The organism is Streptomyces sp., from assembly GCF_036524955.1.
Lineage (GTDB): Bacteria > Actinomycetota > Actinomycetes > Streptomycetales > Streptomycetaceae > Actinacidiphila.
The window spans coordinates 1-16,707 of record NZ_DATDBG010000262.1 but is presented as its reverse complement, the minus strand read 5'-3'; the positions used below and the strand labels follow the sequence as shown (position 1 = coordinate 16,707).

Sequence of the window (16,707 nt, the reverse complement as noted above, 5' to 3'; positions counted from 1 at the left end):
TACCCCAATCCCCTTATGGATGCGGCCTTTTCTGCCACCCCGTAGGGTCGCCGACGGCTGTCCCGCCGGCCTGGGGCCCGAGAGATTTGACGATGAACCGCCCGTGAAGCCCGGCCCCGGCCGGGCGTCACGGGCGGTTCATCGTCAAATCTCTCGGGCCCCAGGCCGGCGGGACAGCCGTCGGCGACCCTACGGGGTGGCAGAAAAGGCCGCATCCATAAGGGGATTGGGGTATCGAGGGATGTGGTATCCCATAGAGGAGGAAAGGGGAGGGACCATGCCGATTCCGCTGTTCGCCGCTGCTGGCGCGCTTGTGAAGATTGCACAGAGTGTCTACACCTGGTCGCAGAAGACACCGCAGGGTCGTGCCACGGTGGCAACCTTGTCTGCGGCCGCCGCGTACCAGAACGCTCAGAAGAACCCCAACGACCACCTGGCTCAGAAACGTGCCTTCGAAGCGGGGAAGAAGGTCGGTGAGGACGTCGTCAACCCGGCGGCGAAGAGCCTTTACACGCATGTACGGAATGATCTGAACAAACCCTGATCGCTTGTCCCCGGGGTGTCCGCCAGCGGCTGTGGAAACGGCCGTGCCGGGCAGAACAGGCCGAAGGCGAGGGCGATGGGGCCCTGCCGGCTGTTCAGGGCACACTCCAGCAGGAATACCGAAGTCCTGCTGGAGTACCAGGTCCACTCCGGCGGATCGCAAGCGACAGCGTGCGCCGGGCGCGGTGCGGTACCAGGCTGAGTCACGCGCTCGCGCGGACCACGAGTGAGGGCGCGAGCAGCACCCCGGACGGCTCCGGCACGTGCCCTTCGAGCCGGGCGACCAGCAGCCGCATGATCGAGCGCCCGATCTCCTCCAGCGGTTGCCGGATGCTGGTGAGGGCGGGGGTGACCATGGAGGCCGTCGGCGAGTCGTCGAAACCGATCACCGCCAGGTCCCGTCCGATCTCCAGACCCAGCACACGCGCCGCCGCGTAGCAGCCGAGCGCGAAGGTGTCGCTCGCGGCCACCACGGCGGTCGGCGCGGGGGACCGCCGAAGCAGCGTGAGGGCGCCCTGGGTGCCGTCCGTGAGGGTGTCGCGGGCGGACGCACGGTGCGCGGTGCCCAAGCCGTGCTTCTTCATCGCACGCTGCCAGCCGGACAGGCGGTGGTGGCCGGGGCCGGAGGTGCTCGGCCACCCGAGGAAACCGATGGCTCGGTGACCGGTGGCGACCAGATGGTCCACCGCTGCCTCGATGCCGGCGGCTCCGTCCACGTCGACCCAGAGCGGGCCCGGCCGGGCGGACGAGGGCCGCCCGAAGCACACGAAAGGCGCCTGGCGCTCCGCGAGCCAGTCCGGTCGGCGGTCGCCGGGGTCGATCCCGGACAGTACGAAGCCGTCGACGCTGCGGGTGCGCAGCATGTCCGCGTAGCGGGTCAGTTCGTCGTCGATCCGTCCGGAGCTGAACAGCAGCAGCAGATAACCCTCGTCCTCGGCGGCCCTGATCAGCGCGTGCAGAAAGTGGTCCTGCAGGAAACTGACGGTGTCGGCGCGTTCGAGATCGAGCCGGTAGCCGATCTGGCGGGTGCTGCGGGTGCGGAGCGAACGGGCCACCCGGTTGGGCACATAGCCGAGTTCGTCGACGGTGTTCAGCACCCGGGCCAGGGTGTCCGGCCGTACCCGGTGAGGGAAGTTGAGCGCGTTCGACACAGTCTGCCGCGAAACTCGGGCGGCCCGTGCCACTTCCAGGATGGTCGGGCCGCTACGGCCTCGCTGGGTGGTCATGCAGCCTCGCTGGACGTCGGGGGGTGGTGGTCGGTCATCCCCCGTGATCACGCCGACATGCCGCCCAGCTGCCACGAGCTCGTCGGCGAGCCGTTCAAACGAACTGGCACTCAATCACCTGCGTGGGCCCCTGTCAACGACCCGTGCTCCGGGCGGGGACGGCCGGAAGGCCCCGCCCGGAGCAGGCCGAAGGGATGCCGCCCGGTCCGTCAGGCACTCCGCCCGGGGACCGGTCAGGCGATCCACCAGGCAGTGGTGCCGGCGGCCAGCTTTCCGTCGTCGCAGGGCCGGCTGGAGAGCAGCGGAGGACCGGCCACGGGAGCGGGCACGGGCGCGTCGGAGAAGTTCACCGCGCACACGAACCCCTCCCCCCTCCTGAAGACCAGGGTCTCGGCGCTCACCTGGAGCCATTCCAGCGAGTCCCCGCGCAACGGGGCCAGGTTCCGGCGCAGTTGCAGCGCGTCCCGGTACATGTGCCAGACCGAGTCGCCGTCGCTGCGCAGCCGCTGCACCGAGTGGGCGGCGAACCAGTCGGGCTGCGGCAGCCACACCCGGTCCGCGGCCGCGTCGGAGAAGCCGAACGGCGCCGCCGCGCCGGACCACGGCAGCGGTACCCGGCAGCCGTCCCGCCCGGCCTCGGGGCGGCCGGTGCCGGCGACGATGGGGTCGCTGAGCACCTCCGCCGGGAGGTCGGTCACCTCCGGCAGGCCCAGCTCCTCGCCCTGGTACAGGTAGACGCTGCCCGGCAGGGCGAGCAGCAGCAGCGCCGCCGCGCCGGCCCGCGCCGCCCCCCGCTCCTCGTCCGCCGCGGCCTCGGCGCCGTCGTTGACCTGGCTGTAGCGGGTGACGGTCCGCTGCTGGTCGTGGTTGTTCAGCACCCAGGTGACCGCGGCCCCGGAGGACACGATGTCCCGCAGTGCGGCGTCGATCCGCTCGTGGAAGGTCTTCGCGTCCCAGCCGGCGCGCAACAGGTCGAAGTAGAACGCCTGGTGGAGCTCGTCCGGCCGTACGTAGCGGGCCTGTTCGGCCGCGGTGGGTGCGGACACCTCGCCGACCAGGGTGCGCTCCCTGCCGTCGCGAGCGGTGTACTCCTCGCACAGCGCCCGCCAGCGCCGCCACACCTGATGGACCTCCGGCTGGTTCCAGGCCAGCGGGTTGATGGCGTCGCGAGCCCGCTCGTCGGCCGCCGGGTCGGGCGAGTCCGGGAGGTCGGGGTGCTTGTACAGGCCGGCCGCCACGTCGATCCGGAACCCGTCCACGCCGCGGTCCAGCCAGAACCGCAGCACCTGGTCGAACTGGTCGGCCACCTCCGGTACGCGCCAGTTCCAGTCCGGCTGGTGCGGGGTGAACATGTGCAGGTACCACTGTCCGGGCCGCCCGTCGGGCTCGGTCACCCGGGTCCACGCCGGACCGCCGAACATGGCCCGCCAGTTGTTGGGCGGCTGGTCACCGTCGGGACCCCGGCCGTCCGAGAAGTGGAACCAGGACCGCTCCGCGCTGCCCGGCCCCGCGGCCAGCGCCTGCGCGAAACGCGGGTGTTCGCTGGAACAGTGGTTGGGGACGATGTCCAGAATGACCTTCAGGCCCAGCCGGTGTGCGTCGGCCACCAGCCGGTCGAACTCCGCCAGGTCCCCGAACAGCGGGTCTATCGCGCAGTAGTCGGCGACGTCGTAGCCGTGGTCGCGCTGCGGCGACGGAAAGCACGGGCTGAGCCAGATCCCGTCGACACCCAGCGCGGTCAGGTACCCCAGTCCGGCGCGGGCACCGCGCAGGTCCCCGACGCCGTCGCCGTTCCCGTCGCGGAAACTGCGCAGGTAGATCTGGTACATCACAGCGTCGCGCCACCACGGCGCATACGGCATCGCCATCGATTGCCCTTCGGAGGCCGGCGGGTGCCGGCGGTCATTGGACCGGGACATGCCGCCCCCTTGGGGCGAGCTCCGCGGGCTCCGTCCCTTACCCAAAGGCGACGATGCTGTATCCAGAGGATTTGAACGATCAAAATTTGGGCAGGGAGAGCAAAGCATTCCCCCGGACCACTGTCAAGGCGTCCGTCCGCGCTCAGTCCGCCAGGGAGAAAACCGGACGTTCCAGCGGCGAAGGAGCCACTGCATGACGACACGTACCACCCACTCGTTCATCCAGGAAGCGATCACCTGCGTGCGGGCGCCAGTGGTCGTACTGTCTTTCCCGGACGGGCAGTTGCGCGGTGGCGCGGCTGGATACTACAGCGCGGACACCCGGCTGATCAGCCGTCTGGTCCTCACCGTCGACGGAACCGAACCGGATCCCGTCGACGCACAGTCGCTCGGCGTGGACCAGGCCCGCTTCCTCGGCGTGCACCGCAGCGGCCCGGACCCCGCCGGAGATGCCACCGTGCACGTCGACCGACTGCGCCGCGCCGGCGGCGACTTCGAGGAGGTCACCGTCACCAACCACGGCCGCACCGGGCAGGAGCTGCGGCTGTCGGTGTCGGTGGGCTGCGATCTGGCCGACATGTCGGTGGTCAGATCCGGCCGGGAAAGCAGCGAACTGCCCGCCGTCGCCCTGCCGGCGGGCAGTGGACTGTCCTGGGCCGATCCGCACACCGGCAGCACGGTGGCGCTCACCTGCGATCCCGTCCCCGACCTCGTCGACGCGGCGACCGGCACGCTGAGCTGGGACCTGGTCCTGGAACCGGCCCAGAGCCGACGGCAGCGGCTCACCCTGACCGTCGCGCCCGCCCCTGCCGCAGCCGTGGCCGCGCCCGCCGACCGGGCCGTCCCCTGGTCCGAAGTCCGGGTGGCATGCGCCGATCCGCGGCTGCGGCGCCTGGTCGAACGCAGCCTGGGCGATCTCAGCGGGCTGCTGCTGGCCGATCCGCGGAACCCCTCCGACCACTTCCTGGCCGCCGGCGCGCCCTGGTATCTCACGCTCTTCGGCCGGGACTCGATCTGGGCGGCCCGGATGCTGCTGCCGCTGGGCACCGAACTGGCCGGGGGTACCCTGCGGGCCCTCGCCCGCCGGCAGGGAACCAGCCACGACCCGCGGACCGAGGAGCAACCGGGCAAGATCCTGCACGAGTTGCGCAACGAGACCACCGCGCCCCTGGGCGATCTGGTGCTGCCGCCGCTGTACTACGGCACCATCGACGCCACTTTGCTGTTCGTGGTGCTGCTCGCCGAGGCATGGCGGTGGGGCATGCCCCACGCCGAGGTGGCCGCCCTCGTGCCGCACGCCGAGCGGGCGCTGAACTGGCTGCGCGACCACGCCGACGCCGACGGCGACGGGTTCGTGGAATACATCCGCAGCAGCGGCGGCGGCCTCGCCAATCAGGGGTGGAAGGACTCCGCGGACGCCGTGCAGTCCGCGCGCGGCGACCTCGCCCGGCCACCGATCGCTCTGGCCGAGGTGCAGGGGTACGCCTACCAGGCCGCGATCGCCGGGGCCGACCTGCTGGACGCCTTCGGGCACCAGGGAGCGGACTACTGGCGGGCGTGGGCCGGGGACCTGGCCGACCGGTTCCGGACCGCGTTCTGGGCCGAGGATGCCCGGGGCCCGTACGTGGCCATCGCGCTGGACGCCGACAAGCGGCCGGTGGACGCGGTGTCCTCCAACCCCGGTCACCTGCTGGGCACCGGAATCCTGAACCCCGCGGAGTGCGCTCTGGTGGCCGGCCGCCTCGCCGGCCCGGACATGGACAGCGGGTGGGGTCTGCGCACCATGAGCGCACGTTCCAGAGGCTTCAACCCCCTTGGCTATCACACCGGTTCGGTCTGGTCCCACGACACGGCGATCGCTGTCGCGGGACTCGCCGAGTGCGGCCAGCCGGAGGCCGCCGCATCCCTGCTGGACGGGCTGCTCGAGGCGGCCGTGGCGTTCGACTACCGGCTGCCGGAGTTGCACGGCGGCCGGCAACGCGGTCCGGACGCCCGCCCTGTGCCGTATCCCTCGTCCTGCCGTCCCCAGGCGTGGGCAGCCTCGACCGGCGTCAGCCTGCTGGCCACCCTGATCGGACTGCGGCCCGACCTGCCCGCGGGACGAGTGAGACTGCGACCGCTGCCCGTCCCGCACCTCGACGACCTGAGTGTCACCGGCGTGCGGCTCGGCACCGCGGAGGTCACCGTCACTGTGGACGCGCAGGGCAACGGCCGCCTCCACGGCGCGCCCGCCGCCTTGCGCGTCGAAACCTGACTTCCTTCGGGGGCGGCTCGGATCTCCACCCCTCGGCCTGGAAGGCGGCATCGAATGCTTCGCCGTACGTGCCGTCGCGGTCGCGCAGCGACGGGGTGACCCTCCCCACGGAGAACGAGTGGGAGTGGGCGGCGGGCCGGCCCTGGACCGGGCACCGCCAGGACCACCCCGCCGGCGACGGCACTGCGGCGGCGGAAGGATCCTGATGACGCATCAGGGAGCTGGGGCCGCCGCACCTCGACCGCAGCCGCCCGCGTACGTGCCGATGGCCGAGACGCTCCGGTACTTCCCCCGCAGACGCCGCACGAGGTTCGGCACTTCGGCTTCACCCCCCACTCCCCGCTGCTGTACCTGCCCGGCTCCGGCGGCGGGCGCTCACGCCGCGCCGCCGGGGGCGCGCCGGCAGACGTCGGGGATGCCGTCGGCGTTCTCGTCGAGGTTCTCCTCCTCCCACAGGCGTCGGTAGACGCTGTTCCTGCGGCGCAGGAACAGCGCGGCGAGCAGGGCGGCTGTCAGGGAGCCGATGAGGACGGCGGCCTTGACGTGCTCTGCGGCGTCTCCCCTGGGGAACGCGAGTTCGCCGATCAGCAGGGCGACGGTGAAGCCGATCCCGGCGAGGGTGGCCAGGCCGAACACGTCGGCCCAGGCCAGGTCCGGGTTGAGCCGGGCGCGGGTGAAGCGGGCGGCCAGGCAGGTGCCGGCGAAGATGCCGAGGATCTTGCCGGCCACCAGGCCGAGGATCACACCGACCGGTTCCGGGGTGGTGAACACGCCGGTGAGCGCGTCGCCGGAGATGGTGACTCCGGCGGCGAACAGGGCGAACAGCGGCACGCAGACGCCGGCGGAGAACGGGTGCAGCAGGTGCCCGGTGCGCTCGCCCGGTGAAGCCCGCTCGCCCTTGTCGCGGGTGGTGCGCAGGATCAGGCCCATGGCGACGCCGGCGACGGTGGCGTGGATCCCGCCGTTGTACATCAGGGCCCAGATCACAGTGCCCAGGGGCAGGTACCACCACCAGCCGGTCACCCGCCACCGCTGCAGGACGTGGAAGGCGACGAGTCCGGCGAACGCGCCGGCGAGCGCCGCCGGGTTCAGGTCGGAGGTGAAGAAGAGGGCGATGACCAGGATGGCGCCGAGGTCGTCGACGACCGCTAGGGTGAGCAGGAAGGCCCGCAAGGCGGTCGGCAGGTGGGTGCTGATGACGGCCAGGACCGCGAGTGCGAAGGCGATGTCGGTGGCCATCGGCACCGCCCACCCGTTCGTGCTGCCGCCGCCGATGCCCGCGGTGGCGGCGCACAGGGCGGCGGGTACCGCCATGCCGCACACGGCGGCGACGACCGGCAGGGCCGCGGTGGCGGGGGTGCGCAGTTCGCCCACGACCAGTTCCCGCTTCAGCTCGATCCCCGCGACCAGGAAGAACACGGTCAGCAGCCCGTCGGCTGTCCAGTGTCCGACGGACAGATCGAGACCGAGCGCGGGGATCCCGAAGTGGAAGTCGCGGATCTCCTCGTAGGCGCCGCTGAACGGCGTGTTCGCCCACACCAGCGCCACCACCGCGGCAGCCAGGAGGATCAGACCGCCGACTGTTTCCGTCCGCAGGGCCTGGAGGACGGCCTGCCGCTCGGGCAGGGACAGAAGACCCAGGAACGAGGAGCGGGAACGCGGGGCAGTGGCCATGACGGCGAAGACCTCCGGGGTGTTGGTGACTTCGGGCACACGGCCCCTGGACGCCGACCAGACTTCCCGGCACACCCCGCGCTGATGTGACGCGTTCCTCACACCCTATCCGCAGCAGACCTCGGTGCCGGAACGCCCCCGTACCGGGATGCGGCAGGTCGGCGTTCTGCGGGCCGCGGCTTGAGACGGCCCGGGGGGTGCGGGCGCGGGCCGGTAACGCGCTGCCGGCGGACATCGTCCCGGCGAAGGTGAGCGGGCGGGCGTACGGCTTCCAGCGGATGACGGACGACCTCGGCGCAATCTTCGGGTCCCCTGCTCGCGCTCGGCCCGTTGCGGCCCCGGGGCGCGGCCCGCGCATCGGGCGAGGTCTCGGACACCCCGGGCCGGAAGTGCGGTGGCGGAGCCGCCCACCACGCGGCGGCGAGGGGCCCGGTCGGCTCCGTCACCGGTGTACGGTACCCGCGCCACGGCCCCGTGGCGCGGGTACCGTACAAAGAGGTGATCGACGGTGAGCAGCAAGAAGAGTCCGGATGAGCGTGTGCCGCGGCAGGCGTACGAGCAGGAGCTGCTGCGGCTCCAGGTAGAGCTGGTCAAGCTGCAGGAATGGGTCCGGGCCGAGGGCGCACGGCTGGTCGTGGTCTTCGAGGGTCGTGACGCGGCCGGCAAGGGCAGCACGATCAAACGCGTCACCGAGCACCTCAACCCCCGTGTCGCGCGAATCGCCGCGCTGCCCGCGCCGACGGAACGCGAACAGACGCAGTGGTACTTCCAGCGGTACGTGGAGCACCTGCCGGCCGCCGGGGAGATCGTTCTCTTCGACCGCAGCTGGTACAACCGCGCGGGCGTCGAGCGCGTCATGGGGTTCTGCACCATGGAGGAGTACCGGCGGTTCCTTCATCAGTGCCCGATCTTCGAGCGGCTGCTGGTGGAGGACGGTGTCGTGCTGCGCAAGTACTGGTTCTCGGTGAGTGACGCCGTCCAGGAGCAGCGGTTCCGCAGCAGGCTGGAGGACCCGACCCGCCGCTGGAAGCTCTCCGCGATGGACCTGGAGTCGATTCCCCGTTGGGAGGCGTACTCCCGCGCCAAGGACGAGATGTTCGTGCACACCGACATTCCCGAGGCCCCGTGGTACGTCGTCGAGAGCGACGACAAGCGTGCGGCCCGGCTCAACATGATCGCCCATCTGCTGTCCACGGTGCCGTACCACGAGGTGCAGCCGCCCGCGCTGAACCTGCCGCCCCGTCCGCCGTCGACCGGGTACGAGCGGCCTCCCCGCGATGTGCAGACATATGTGCCGGACCACGCGTCGGCGTTCCGCCGGGCCTGAGGCCGTCGCCGCCCGCTCCGACCGCGGCAGCCGGACGCGGGAAACCCACCCGGGACCTCGCCTCCGCCCGGCGTAACGCGACGCGTCGGCCGTGCTTGCCGGCGCCCGCATCGAGCAGATCGTCGCGCACACGCCCGCGCCCTGACCGCCCGCACTCGCCGTCCCGCCGGTGCCGGGCACCGCCGTCGGCCGCACGTGCGTGGCTCGTCTGCCCTGCCGGCCTTCAGGCGGCCGTGAGCAGCGACAGGAGGTGGTCGACGGTGGCCGGCGACTCGCGTTGGAGACCGGTCAGGTCCAGACCCTCGTCCGCCAGGATCGCAAGCAGGGCGTGATCGCCGACGGCCAGGACGACGACGTACCCGCCGTTGCAGCGTGCGGTCACCTCGCGCAGACCACCGAGACCGACCTCCGCCGCGGTGCGGTGGCCGAGGCCCAGGGTCGCGGCGGCGAGCGCCGCCACGGACTCCGGCTGCGCCGTGGCGGTGTCAGCGGCCACCAGCAGGCCGTCGGCGGTCGAGATGACCGTCTCGTTGACGCCCATGACCCGTTCGCGCAGCGACTTCAGCGAGGCGACGAGCGCCTCGTAGGGGGCGGGAGTGGTCATATCGCTGTCTCCTCGGGGCTGGTGGCGTTCTCGTCGCCGCGCACGACGCGCGACGGGTTCTGCTGGGCGGAAAGGTCCGGGTCCCGCGTCGGCCCCTGCGTCGTGTCCGGCCGGGCGGCCGGAGCGGGCAGGCCGCCGGGGAGCCGGCGCGGGTCGTCCGCGGTGGCGGGCGCACCGGCGTCCGTCGCGGACCTGACGCCGCCGGCCACGGCCGGTCCGGACGGCATGCCGGCGCCGGGAGTGCGGCGGGGGAGTGGCGCGCTGCCGGATCCCGGTGGCGGTGGCGGTGGCGGCCCGGCGGCGGTGCGCGCGGTCAGCAGCGGGCCCGCCGGGTGCGGCGCGGGCCGTCCACCACTGACGAGCCGGCGGGTGTCCAGCCACGTCAGGTCCAGCATCACCGGGTACACCCCGCGGCCGAGCACGAAGGCGAGGTCGCGGGGTGTACGCCGGCCGTCGACGGCATGCAGCAGTTCCCCGCGGCGCACGTCGAGGGTGCGCGCGTTCGGTCGGGCCGTGGCGTGCAGTGGCGTGCGTGCGAACTCGGCCACGGACGGCCACCGTTCGCGCAGCGTTCGCAGCCGCCGCGCGGTCTCCTCCGTGAGCCGGGACGGATCCTGGCCGGGCCAGGCGGCGAGTTCCGGGGTCCGGCCGGGGTCGATCCGCCAGCCGGACACCGGCTGGAGAGCCATCGCGAACGCGCCGTCGTAGACAGCGGCGGTGCAGACGATGTGCAGCTCGCCGGCGGAGATCAGGCCGCGGTCGGCGAGCGCGCCGGCGAGCGCGCCGGCGTGGGGGACCGCCGCGAGTGCCGCGTCCCAGTCCCCCACGGCGATCCGCCCGGACTTCAGGAGCACCGAACGCGCGGTGGGCGCCGCTGGTGTCTCGACGGCGCTCACCAGGCCGTCGCGCAGGAAGAGCCTCCCTCCGGGGCCGCCCTCCACGGTGACGGCACCGGTGAAACGTTCCTGTCGCATCCGGGCCAGCAGCCCGGGGACATTGCGGGGCTCCCGGGCCGCCGTGCGTTCGGGTTCGGCCGTCATCCGAGCAGGGTCCGGACACCGTCGGCGAGCCCGCGCATGGCCAGTGCCAGGTTGGAGCCCCGCCGGTCCAGCACGGTCGACAGCAGCACCGCGTCGCCCCGCCGCGGGACGACCTGCACGATGTGGTGAGTCCGCGTACCGGTCACCACCACGCTCTCCAGCTCGCCCTCGGCGCCCGCGTCCCGCAGCCGGTCGCTGATGAGGTTCACCAGGTCGCAGATGTCGTTTCCACTGCCTGCCGCCGTACAGTCGCCGGCTTCCGCATAGCTGAGCCCGGTGACCGAATCGATCACGGCGGCGCCCGACACGCCAGGGGTGGAAAGGACGTCGCCGAGTACCGGCTCCAGCACGTGCACAGCCACCCCTTCACTTCCGAACATCTGGCAGAGTACTTTAACGCCCAACTTGCATGACACTGATTGAAGCTGACGTTTTCCACACTGCTGCTTCCGTCAACTGCTGCCTCCGCCAACCGGGCACCCGGCACAGTCCGTGTACGACCCATTACCCGAGGAATTTCTCCTGTGAACATTGAGTACGCGCTCAAAGAAGCCATGTCCACCGAGGGCGCGATCGGAGTGGCGCTGGTCGACTACGAGAGCGGCATGGCGCTCGGCACGCTCGGCGGCGGCAAGGGGCTCGACCTGGAGGTTGCCGCGGCCGGCAACACCGAGGTGGTGCGGGCCAAGGTGCGTACCCTGTCCCTGCTGGCCGTCGACGATTCGATCGAGGACATGCTCATCACCCTGGGATCGCAGTACCACCTGATCCGCCCGCTCACCAAGAGCCGCGGATCGCTCTTCCTCTACCTCGCACTCGACCGCAGCCGCGCCAATCTGGCGCTCGCCCGCCACCTCCTCAAGCGTGTCGAAAGCGAACTGGAGGTCTAGGAACGGCCCAGTCCCGCGATCCGGACGCGGGAAACACCGTGGCGTCTCGTGGCGCCGGTGGCCGTCAATTCCCGAGATGCCGCGCTTCTTCTTTCACACAGGCATCAATTTTCCCGGAAGACCGGCAGCCGCCCTTCGGCGGCGTACCCGGCGTATTCGTGGGGCGCGGCTGCGTTCCCGGACGCGGCAGCCCTGGCCGGTTCGGCCGAAGCTCTCGCTCTCCGACCTCCTCGGTGGTGGCCACGACCACGACAGCCCCGCGCCGCGTCCGGTGCCGCGCTTGCGGGGTGCGCCGCCGGCGCCAGAGCCCGAGGCTGGTACGCATGGCACGCCCCTTCCCTCGCGTTCCCTTGCGGGCCCGCCTTCACAGCGGCTGTCGCAGGACCGCTGCGGGCCGGGGCAGGGGCCGGCCAGGCCGGCACCGGGGCCGAACGGAACCGGTGCGACGGATCACCTGGGGTCCGTTCGGCCCTGGTGCCGGGCAGGGCCGACCAGCGATGATCGAGGTCTGAGTCGGCACACGACAGGGTGAGGGTCCTCATATGAGCGAGGCACGGCAGTTCTCACCGCGGTCTCCGGTCCGGGTCTTCCTGCTCGACGACCATGAGGTCGTGCGGCGGGGTGTCCGTGATCTGCTGGACGCGGAGCCGGACATCGAGGTGGTCGGTGAGGCGGGGACGGCGGAGCAGGCGCTGGCCCGTGGGCCGGCGTTGCGGCCGGATGTCGCGGTTCTGGACGTGCGGCTGCCGGACGGCGACGGGATCACCGTCTGCCGTGAGCTGCGCTCGGGCATGCCGGGGCTCGCCTGTCTGATGCTGACCTCGTTCGACGACGACGAGGCGTTGCTGGACGCGATCATGTCGGGCGCTGCGGGGTATGTGCTGAAGCAGATCAAGGGCTCGGATCTGGTTTCGGCCGTTCGCACGGTCGCTTCCGGGCAGTCGATGCTCGATCCGGCGACCACCGCGCGGTTGATGAGCAGCCTGCGTGACGACGGGGCCGCCACCGGGCCCGGACAGCAGGCACTGGCCGCGCTGTCGCCGCGTGAACACGAGATCCTCGGCCTGATCGGGGAGGGGCTCACCAACCGTCAGATCGGCAGGCGGCTGTATTTGTCGGAGAAGACGGTGAAGAACAACGTTTCCCGGCTGCTGGCCAAACTCGGCGTCGAACGCCGGATCCAGGCCGCGGTCATCGCGACCCAGAGCGCGCCCGGAACGGACCACGGCCATAGGTGAGGAGAGGGCCGACCGGACCCCGCTCCGGTCACCAACGGCCCCTGCCGTCGTCCGTGCCGATCCACGAGCCTGAAGAGGCCGGGACGATCGCGAGGAGGACGCCATGACCACCGCACTGGATGCCGCAACGCTCGAAAAGCTCATCTCGGCGGCTGTGGCGGCGCCCTCGATCCACAACACCCAACCGTGGCGTTACCGTCTCGACCCCCGCACCTCGACGATCGAGGTGCGGGCGGCCACCGAGCGGTCGCTGCCGCACGCGGATCCTGTCGGGCGGGCCCTGCACGTCTCGGTGGGCGCCGCGGTGTTCAATCTGCGGGTCGCCGTCGCCCACTTCGGCTGGGAGCCCGTCGTGCGCCTGCTGCCCCGGTCCGCGGAACCCGACTTCCTCGCATCCGTGCGGCTCGCCGGCCCCCGGCGCGGCGGTGACGGCCACCCCCAGGACCTGTACGACGCCCTGTGGCGCCGGCACAGCAACCGGTTCCCCTTCTCCGGGCGGCGCGTTCCTCCGGAAGTGCTCGCCGAGATCGCCGAAGCCGCGCAGGCCGAGGGAGCCCGCTTGGCGCTGCCCGGTCCGGCGGAGACCTCCCGCATCCTGGAGCTCACCGCGGAGGCCGAACACGGTGGTGTCAGCGACCCGGGGCGCAGGGCGGAGAGCCGTTCCTGGATCCGCGACGGAGCACGTGACGGCCTGCCGAGTTCGGCCCTCGGCCCGCAGGACGCCACCGGCCGTCTTCCCGTACGCGACTTCTCGGCGCTGCGCCCGGAGAACCAGCAGCCGTCCTCGGTCTTCGAGCAGCATCCGGTCGTCGCGGTGCTCTCCACACCGCACGACACCCGGGCCGACTGGCTGCGCGCCGGACAGGCGCTGGAGCACGCTCTGCTGGTCGCGACCGCCCACGACGTGCGGGCATCGCTGCTCCACCAGGCCCTGGAGTGGCCGGAGCTGCGGTGGGCCCTGCGTGATCCACGAGATCGGGTCCGGCACGTCCAGATGCTGATGAGGCTCGGCTACGGCCCCGAGTCGCCGGCCACCGCGCGCCGCCCCGCCCGCGACGTACTGGACACGGGGTGAGCGGGCCCGGACCGGGACAGCAAGCAGTGAAGTCGCGCTGTCAGGAAGGGCTGAGAGGCACTTTCCACACCAGGCGGGATTCCCCACCGAGCCTCTGCCCCGGCTTCCGGCTCTCCGCCGAGGCGCTGCGCGCGTTCGGCGAGATCACGCGGCCCGCTGCGGCCGGACCGAGCCCCTGGAAGCGCGACGGTCCCCACGGTGGCCCTTGTCGATCTCGGCGGTGGCGATCGGCTCTCCGGCGGTCATCGCCTGCCTCATGAAGGAACCCTCCCTGGGCGGCACCAGGTCCTGGTGCCGCCCAGGGAGGGTTCCCGGCTCCCCGGTCCCTTGCCCGGCGAGGAGAGGGAGGATTCCTCTCAGGGGCCTGCGGTGTCAGTGGAGGATCTTGTTCTTGGCGCGCTCGAACTCCACGTCGGAGATGGCGCCCCTGTCGTGGATCTCGGCGAGTTTCGCGAGCTCCTCGGCTTCGCTGCGGGGAGCCGCGCCGCGGGCCGTCTGCCGGATGTACTCGTCGATGCCTTGCTGCTGTGCCCTGGCGTGCTGTGCCTCCCGGGTGCCCATCTCCCGCCCGCGGGAGACCACGTAGACGAAGACCCCGAGGAAGGGCAGGCACACCACGAAGACGAGCCACGCGGTCTTCGCCCCGCCGCTCAGATCATGATCGCGGAAGATGTCGGTGACGACCCGGAACAGCAGGACGAGCCACACGACCCACAAGAAGATCCACATCACTGTCCAGAAGGCCCCCAGAACGGGGTAGTCGTAGGCCAGAGACACGTGATCGCCCATCGTTGCCTCCTGTGCTCAGCCCTCGGCCTCGATCTCGGCGTCGGCGACGGCGACGGCGATGCCCAGTGCTTCGGCGATGTTGCCGGCCGCGGTCATGACGCGGGCCGTGCCCACGATGGGGGCGACGGCCACCAGGACGTCCTGCACCTGCTCGGCCCTCAGGCCGGCCCTGACAGCGGGGTCGATGTGGGCAAGGTAGGAGATGGGAGGCGCATCCGAGGCGGCGAGCGCGGCGATGCGGGTCAGGATGAGCATGTCCGGAGCCAGGCCGCACCGCTCAACGGAATCGGCGGTCATGGCGGCGAGGGTGTCCAGGACAGGGGTTTCCGATGCTGTGGACATGTCGAGTGACCTCCTGAGGTGTAGCCGACGCGTGGCGGAAGAAGCGGGTGTCCGTGAGCGCCGGCGTCCCTCCAACCGTAAGCGCCTTCCGTACCTGGCGCACGCGCGCCTCCCGTCGCACCATGCCTTGCCGTATCCCCATCGGCCGGAGGGCCGGAAGGTCTTCCAGCCCGTTCGACACCCGATGGTCCGAGGACCGCTGACACGGTAACCGGCGGAGGGCGTAGAGCCGGATGAGAGCGTCGGTGACACCGCACATCGAGCCGTGGCGTCTCGTCGTGGTCGCGTCCGCGGAGTGGTGTAAATGATCTCGACGCGGGATGCCGTGAGTGATCTTATGCGGCGTCGGCGGCCGGTGTCACCGTCGGCGCGGTGACGGTCCGGATCTGGGTCGGGGGTTCTAGCAGGGCTCGGCGCAGGTCGTGCAGGGCGCGCAGGGCTGTGGGGGTCATGGTGAAGCCGCGCCAGCCGCGGGCGGCGCGGTCCAGGACGGCCCAGACCAGGCTGACGCAGGAGCTCTCGCCGGGGAACCTGCCGATGACCTTGACTCTGCGCCGGGTCTCGCCGAAGGTCCGCTCGATAAAGTTGGAGTGCCGGATGCGCTTGTGGTGCTCGGCGGGGAACCGCAGGTACGGCGTGAGGCTTTGACGATCTGTCAGCATGGACTTGATCGCTGCCGGGTACTGCTTCTCCCAGGTGGCAGCGAAGGCGTCGACGCGCTGCTGAACGGCCTCGACGAGCTGCTGACCGGGCGCGATGTCCTCCAGTTCGGGCGTCGTGGTGTCGAAGACCTTCCAGAAGTCGTCCTTCACGGCCTGCTGGTCGGCCTTACTGATCTTCGACAGGACATTCCGGGATTTGTGGATCAGGCACCTCTGGCGCAGTGACCGGCCCAGGACCAGTTCGCAGGCGGCGATGATGCCCGGGGCGCCGTCGGATATCACCAGCAGCGGCGGGCGCAGGCCGCGCTGGATCAAGCCGGCCAGGAAGTCTTCCCAGGCGTCGGTGCTCTCGGATGCGGCCGCCGCGAGCCCGACGAACACCGGCTTGCCGTCGGTGGTGATGCCCCAGGCCGCCAGGACCGGCTCGCTGCCGGCGTTCGGGTGCATCTTGAAGTGCGAGGCGTCCAGGAACAGGTAGTCCAGCACGACGCCGGACAGGTCGCGTTCACACCAGGCGGCGTACTCGGTGCGGATGGCCTGGCAGATCGTGGAGACCGTGGATTTCGACAGGGCGGCCTCCGGTCCGAGGGCGTCCGCGAGGGCGTTCTCCACGTCGCGCACGGACAGCCCGCGCACGAACGAGGCGATGACCAGGGATTCCAGGGCGTTGGTGCGGGTGACATGGGTGCCGAACAGGCGCGAGGCGAACTTCTCGGTGGTCCCGCGCAGTTTCGGGCGCTGCACGGTGATCGGTCCGGCGGTGGTCTTGATGGTGGTGGGGCTGTAGCCGTTGCGGTGCCCGGCACGGACGACCGGGGCATCGTCGCCGCCCCCGGCGGTGGCGGCGCGCTGATAGCGGGCGCGGCCGAGGAAGGCTTCGACCTCGGCCTCGACGGCGGTCTGGATGATCATGCGGGCGCCGAGGCGGGCGACGTCCTCCAGGACCTCGACCAGGTCGCTGTCCCCGGTGAACAGGGCGTCGATTTCGGCACGCAGGGCATGCGTGGGCGATACTCGTGCGGTCACGGGCGTGGGGCTCCTCGAAGAGCAGTGACGTGTGAACTGGCAGGTTCAGCACGGCACCCTACGCCCGTGATCATTTACACCGGCCCTTGGACGCGACC

Annotated in this window: 15 protein-coding genes; 6 read left to right on the top strand and 9 right to left on the bottom strand. The window is 71.3% G+C overall.

The annotated features are described in order from the left end of the window. Positions 1–277 precede the first annotated feature (277 nt). Entirely contained in the window at positions 278–544 is a 267-nt protein-coding gene (locus VIW71_RS20990; protein WP_331623975.1) for a hypothetical protein, read from the top strand. Between the two features lie 202 nt (positions 545–746). On the opposite strand, the gene VIW71_RS20985 is transcribed toward VIW71_RS20990, so the two are convergent. Next, complete coding sequence (locus tag VIW71_RS20985) at positions 747–1,769, bottom strand: LacI family DNA-binding transcriptional regulator (protein WP_331623974.1); 1,023 nt, start codon at positions 1,767–1,769, stop codon at positions 747–749. 233 nt (positions 1,770–2,002) lie between these two features. Beyond that, positions 2,003–3,631: a glycoside hydrolase family 13 protein gene (locus VIW71_RS20980; protein WP_414720800.1), complete on the bottom strand. Its 1,629-nt coding sequence runs from the start codon at positions 3,629–3,631 to the stop codon at positions 2,003–2,005. Positions 3,632–3,881: 250 nt separating this feature from the next. On the opposite strand from VIW71_RS20980, the gene VIW71_RS20975 reads away from it, so the two are divergent. Next, positions 3,882–5,942 (top strand): glycogen debranching N-terminal domain-containing protein, encoded by a 2,061-nt coding sequence (locus VIW71_RS20975; RefSeq protein WP_331623972.1) that lies wholly within the window; start codon positions 3,882–3,884, stop codon positions 5,940–5,942. Between the two features lie 375 nt (positions 5,943–6,317). Here VIW71_RS20975 and nhaA read toward each other — a convergent pair whose 3' ends face one another. Next, positions 6,318–7,616 (bottom strand): Na+/H+ antiporter NhaA, encoded by a 1,299-nt coding sequence (gene nhaA / locus VIW71_RS20970; RefSeq protein WP_331623976.1) that lies wholly within the window; start codon positions 7,614–7,616, stop codon positions 6,318–6,320. 508 nt (positions 7,617–8,124) lie between these two features. Here nhaA and ppk2 point away from each other — a divergent pair. Beyond that, positions 8,125–8,943 carry a polyphosphate kinase 2 gene (gene ppk2, locus VIW71_RS20965; protein WP_331623971.1) on the top strand — a complete coding sequence of 273 codons (819 nt, stop codon included), beginning with the start codon at positions 8,125–8,127 and terminating at the stop codon, positions 8,941–8,943. A 223-nt stretch (positions 8,944–9,166) separates the two neighbouring features. Here ppk2 and VIW71_RS20960 read toward each other — a convergent pair whose 3' ends face one another. The 3 genes from VIW71_RS20960 to VIW71_RS20950 are packed head-to-tail and all read right to left on the bottom strand — an operon-like array spanning position 9,167 to position 10,967. Next, positions 9,167–9,547 carry a roadblock/LC7 domain-containing protein gene (locus VIW71_RS20960; protein ID WP_331623970.1) on the bottom strand — a complete coding sequence of 127 codons (381 nt, stop codon included), beginning with the start codon at positions 9,545–9,547 and terminating at the stop codon, positions 9,167–9,169. After that, positions 9,544–10,587: a hypothetical protein gene (locus VIW71_RS20955; protein WP_331623969.1), complete on the bottom strand. Its 1,044-nt coding sequence runs from the start codon at positions 10,585–10,587 to the stop codon at positions 9,544–9,546. The genes VIW71_RS20960 and VIW71_RS20955 overlap by 4 nt, the downstream gene beginning before the upstream one ends. Beyond that, the gene (locus tag VIW71_RS20950; protein WP_331623968.1) at positions 10,584–10,967 is read right to left on the bottom strand and encodes a hypothetical protein; all 384 of its coding nucleotides are present in this window, start codon (positions 10,965–10,967) and stop codon (positions 10,584–10,586) included. The genes VIW71_RS20955 and VIW71_RS20950 overlap by 4 nt, the downstream gene beginning before the upstream one ends. Positions 10,968–11,111: 144 nt before the next feature. On the opposite strand from VIW71_RS20950, the gene VIW71_RS20945 reads away from it, so the two are divergent. From VIW71_RS20945 to VIW71_RS20935, 3 genes are all read left to right on the top strand, one after another. After that, the gene (locus VIW71_RS20945; RefSeq protein WP_331623967.1) at positions 11,112–11,477 is read left to right on the top strand and encodes a hypothetical protein; all 366 of its coding nucleotides are present in this window, start codon (positions 11,112–11,114) and stop codon (positions 11,475–11,477) included. A gap of 542 nt (positions 11,478–12,019) precedes the next feature. Beyond that, positions 12,020–12,715: a response regulator transcription factor gene (locus tag VIW71_RS20940; protein WP_331623966.1), complete on the top strand. Its 696-nt coding sequence runs from the start codon at positions 12,020–12,022 to the stop codon at positions 12,713–12,715. Between the two features lie 103 nt (positions 12,716–12,818). Then, positions 12,819–13,790: an Acg family FMN-binding oxidoreductase gene (locus VIW71_RS20935; RefSeq protein WP_331623965.1), complete on the top strand. Its 972-nt coding sequence runs from the start codon at positions 12,819–12,821 to the stop codon at positions 13,788–13,790. Between the two features lie 372 nt (positions 13,791–14,162). Here VIW71_RS20935 and VIW71_RS20930 read toward each other — a convergent pair whose 3' ends face one another. From VIW71_RS20930 to VIW71_RS20920, 3 genes are all read right to left on the bottom strand, one after another. Next, the gene (locus VIW71_RS20930; RefSeq protein ID WP_331623964.1) at positions 14,163–14,579 is read right to left on the bottom strand and encodes an SHOCT domain-containing protein; all 417 of its coding nucleotides are present in this window, start codon (positions 14,577–14,579) and stop codon (positions 14,163–14,165) included. A 15-nt stretch (positions 14,580–14,594) separates the two neighbouring features. Next, positions 14,595–14,921, bottom strand: a complete 327-nt coding sequence (locus VIW71_RS20925) for a carboxymuconolactone decarboxylase family protein (RefSeq protein WP_331623962.1) — start codon at positions 14,919–14,921, stop codon at positions 14,595–14,597. Between the two features lie 335 nt (positions 14,922–15,256). Continuing rightward, positions 15,257–16,609: an IS256 family transposase gene (locus tag VIW71_RS20920; protein WP_331623961.1), complete on the bottom strand. Its 1,353-nt coding sequence runs from the start codon at positions 16,607–16,609 to the stop codon at positions 15,257–15,259. Positions 16,610–16,707: the final 98 nt, after the last annotated feature.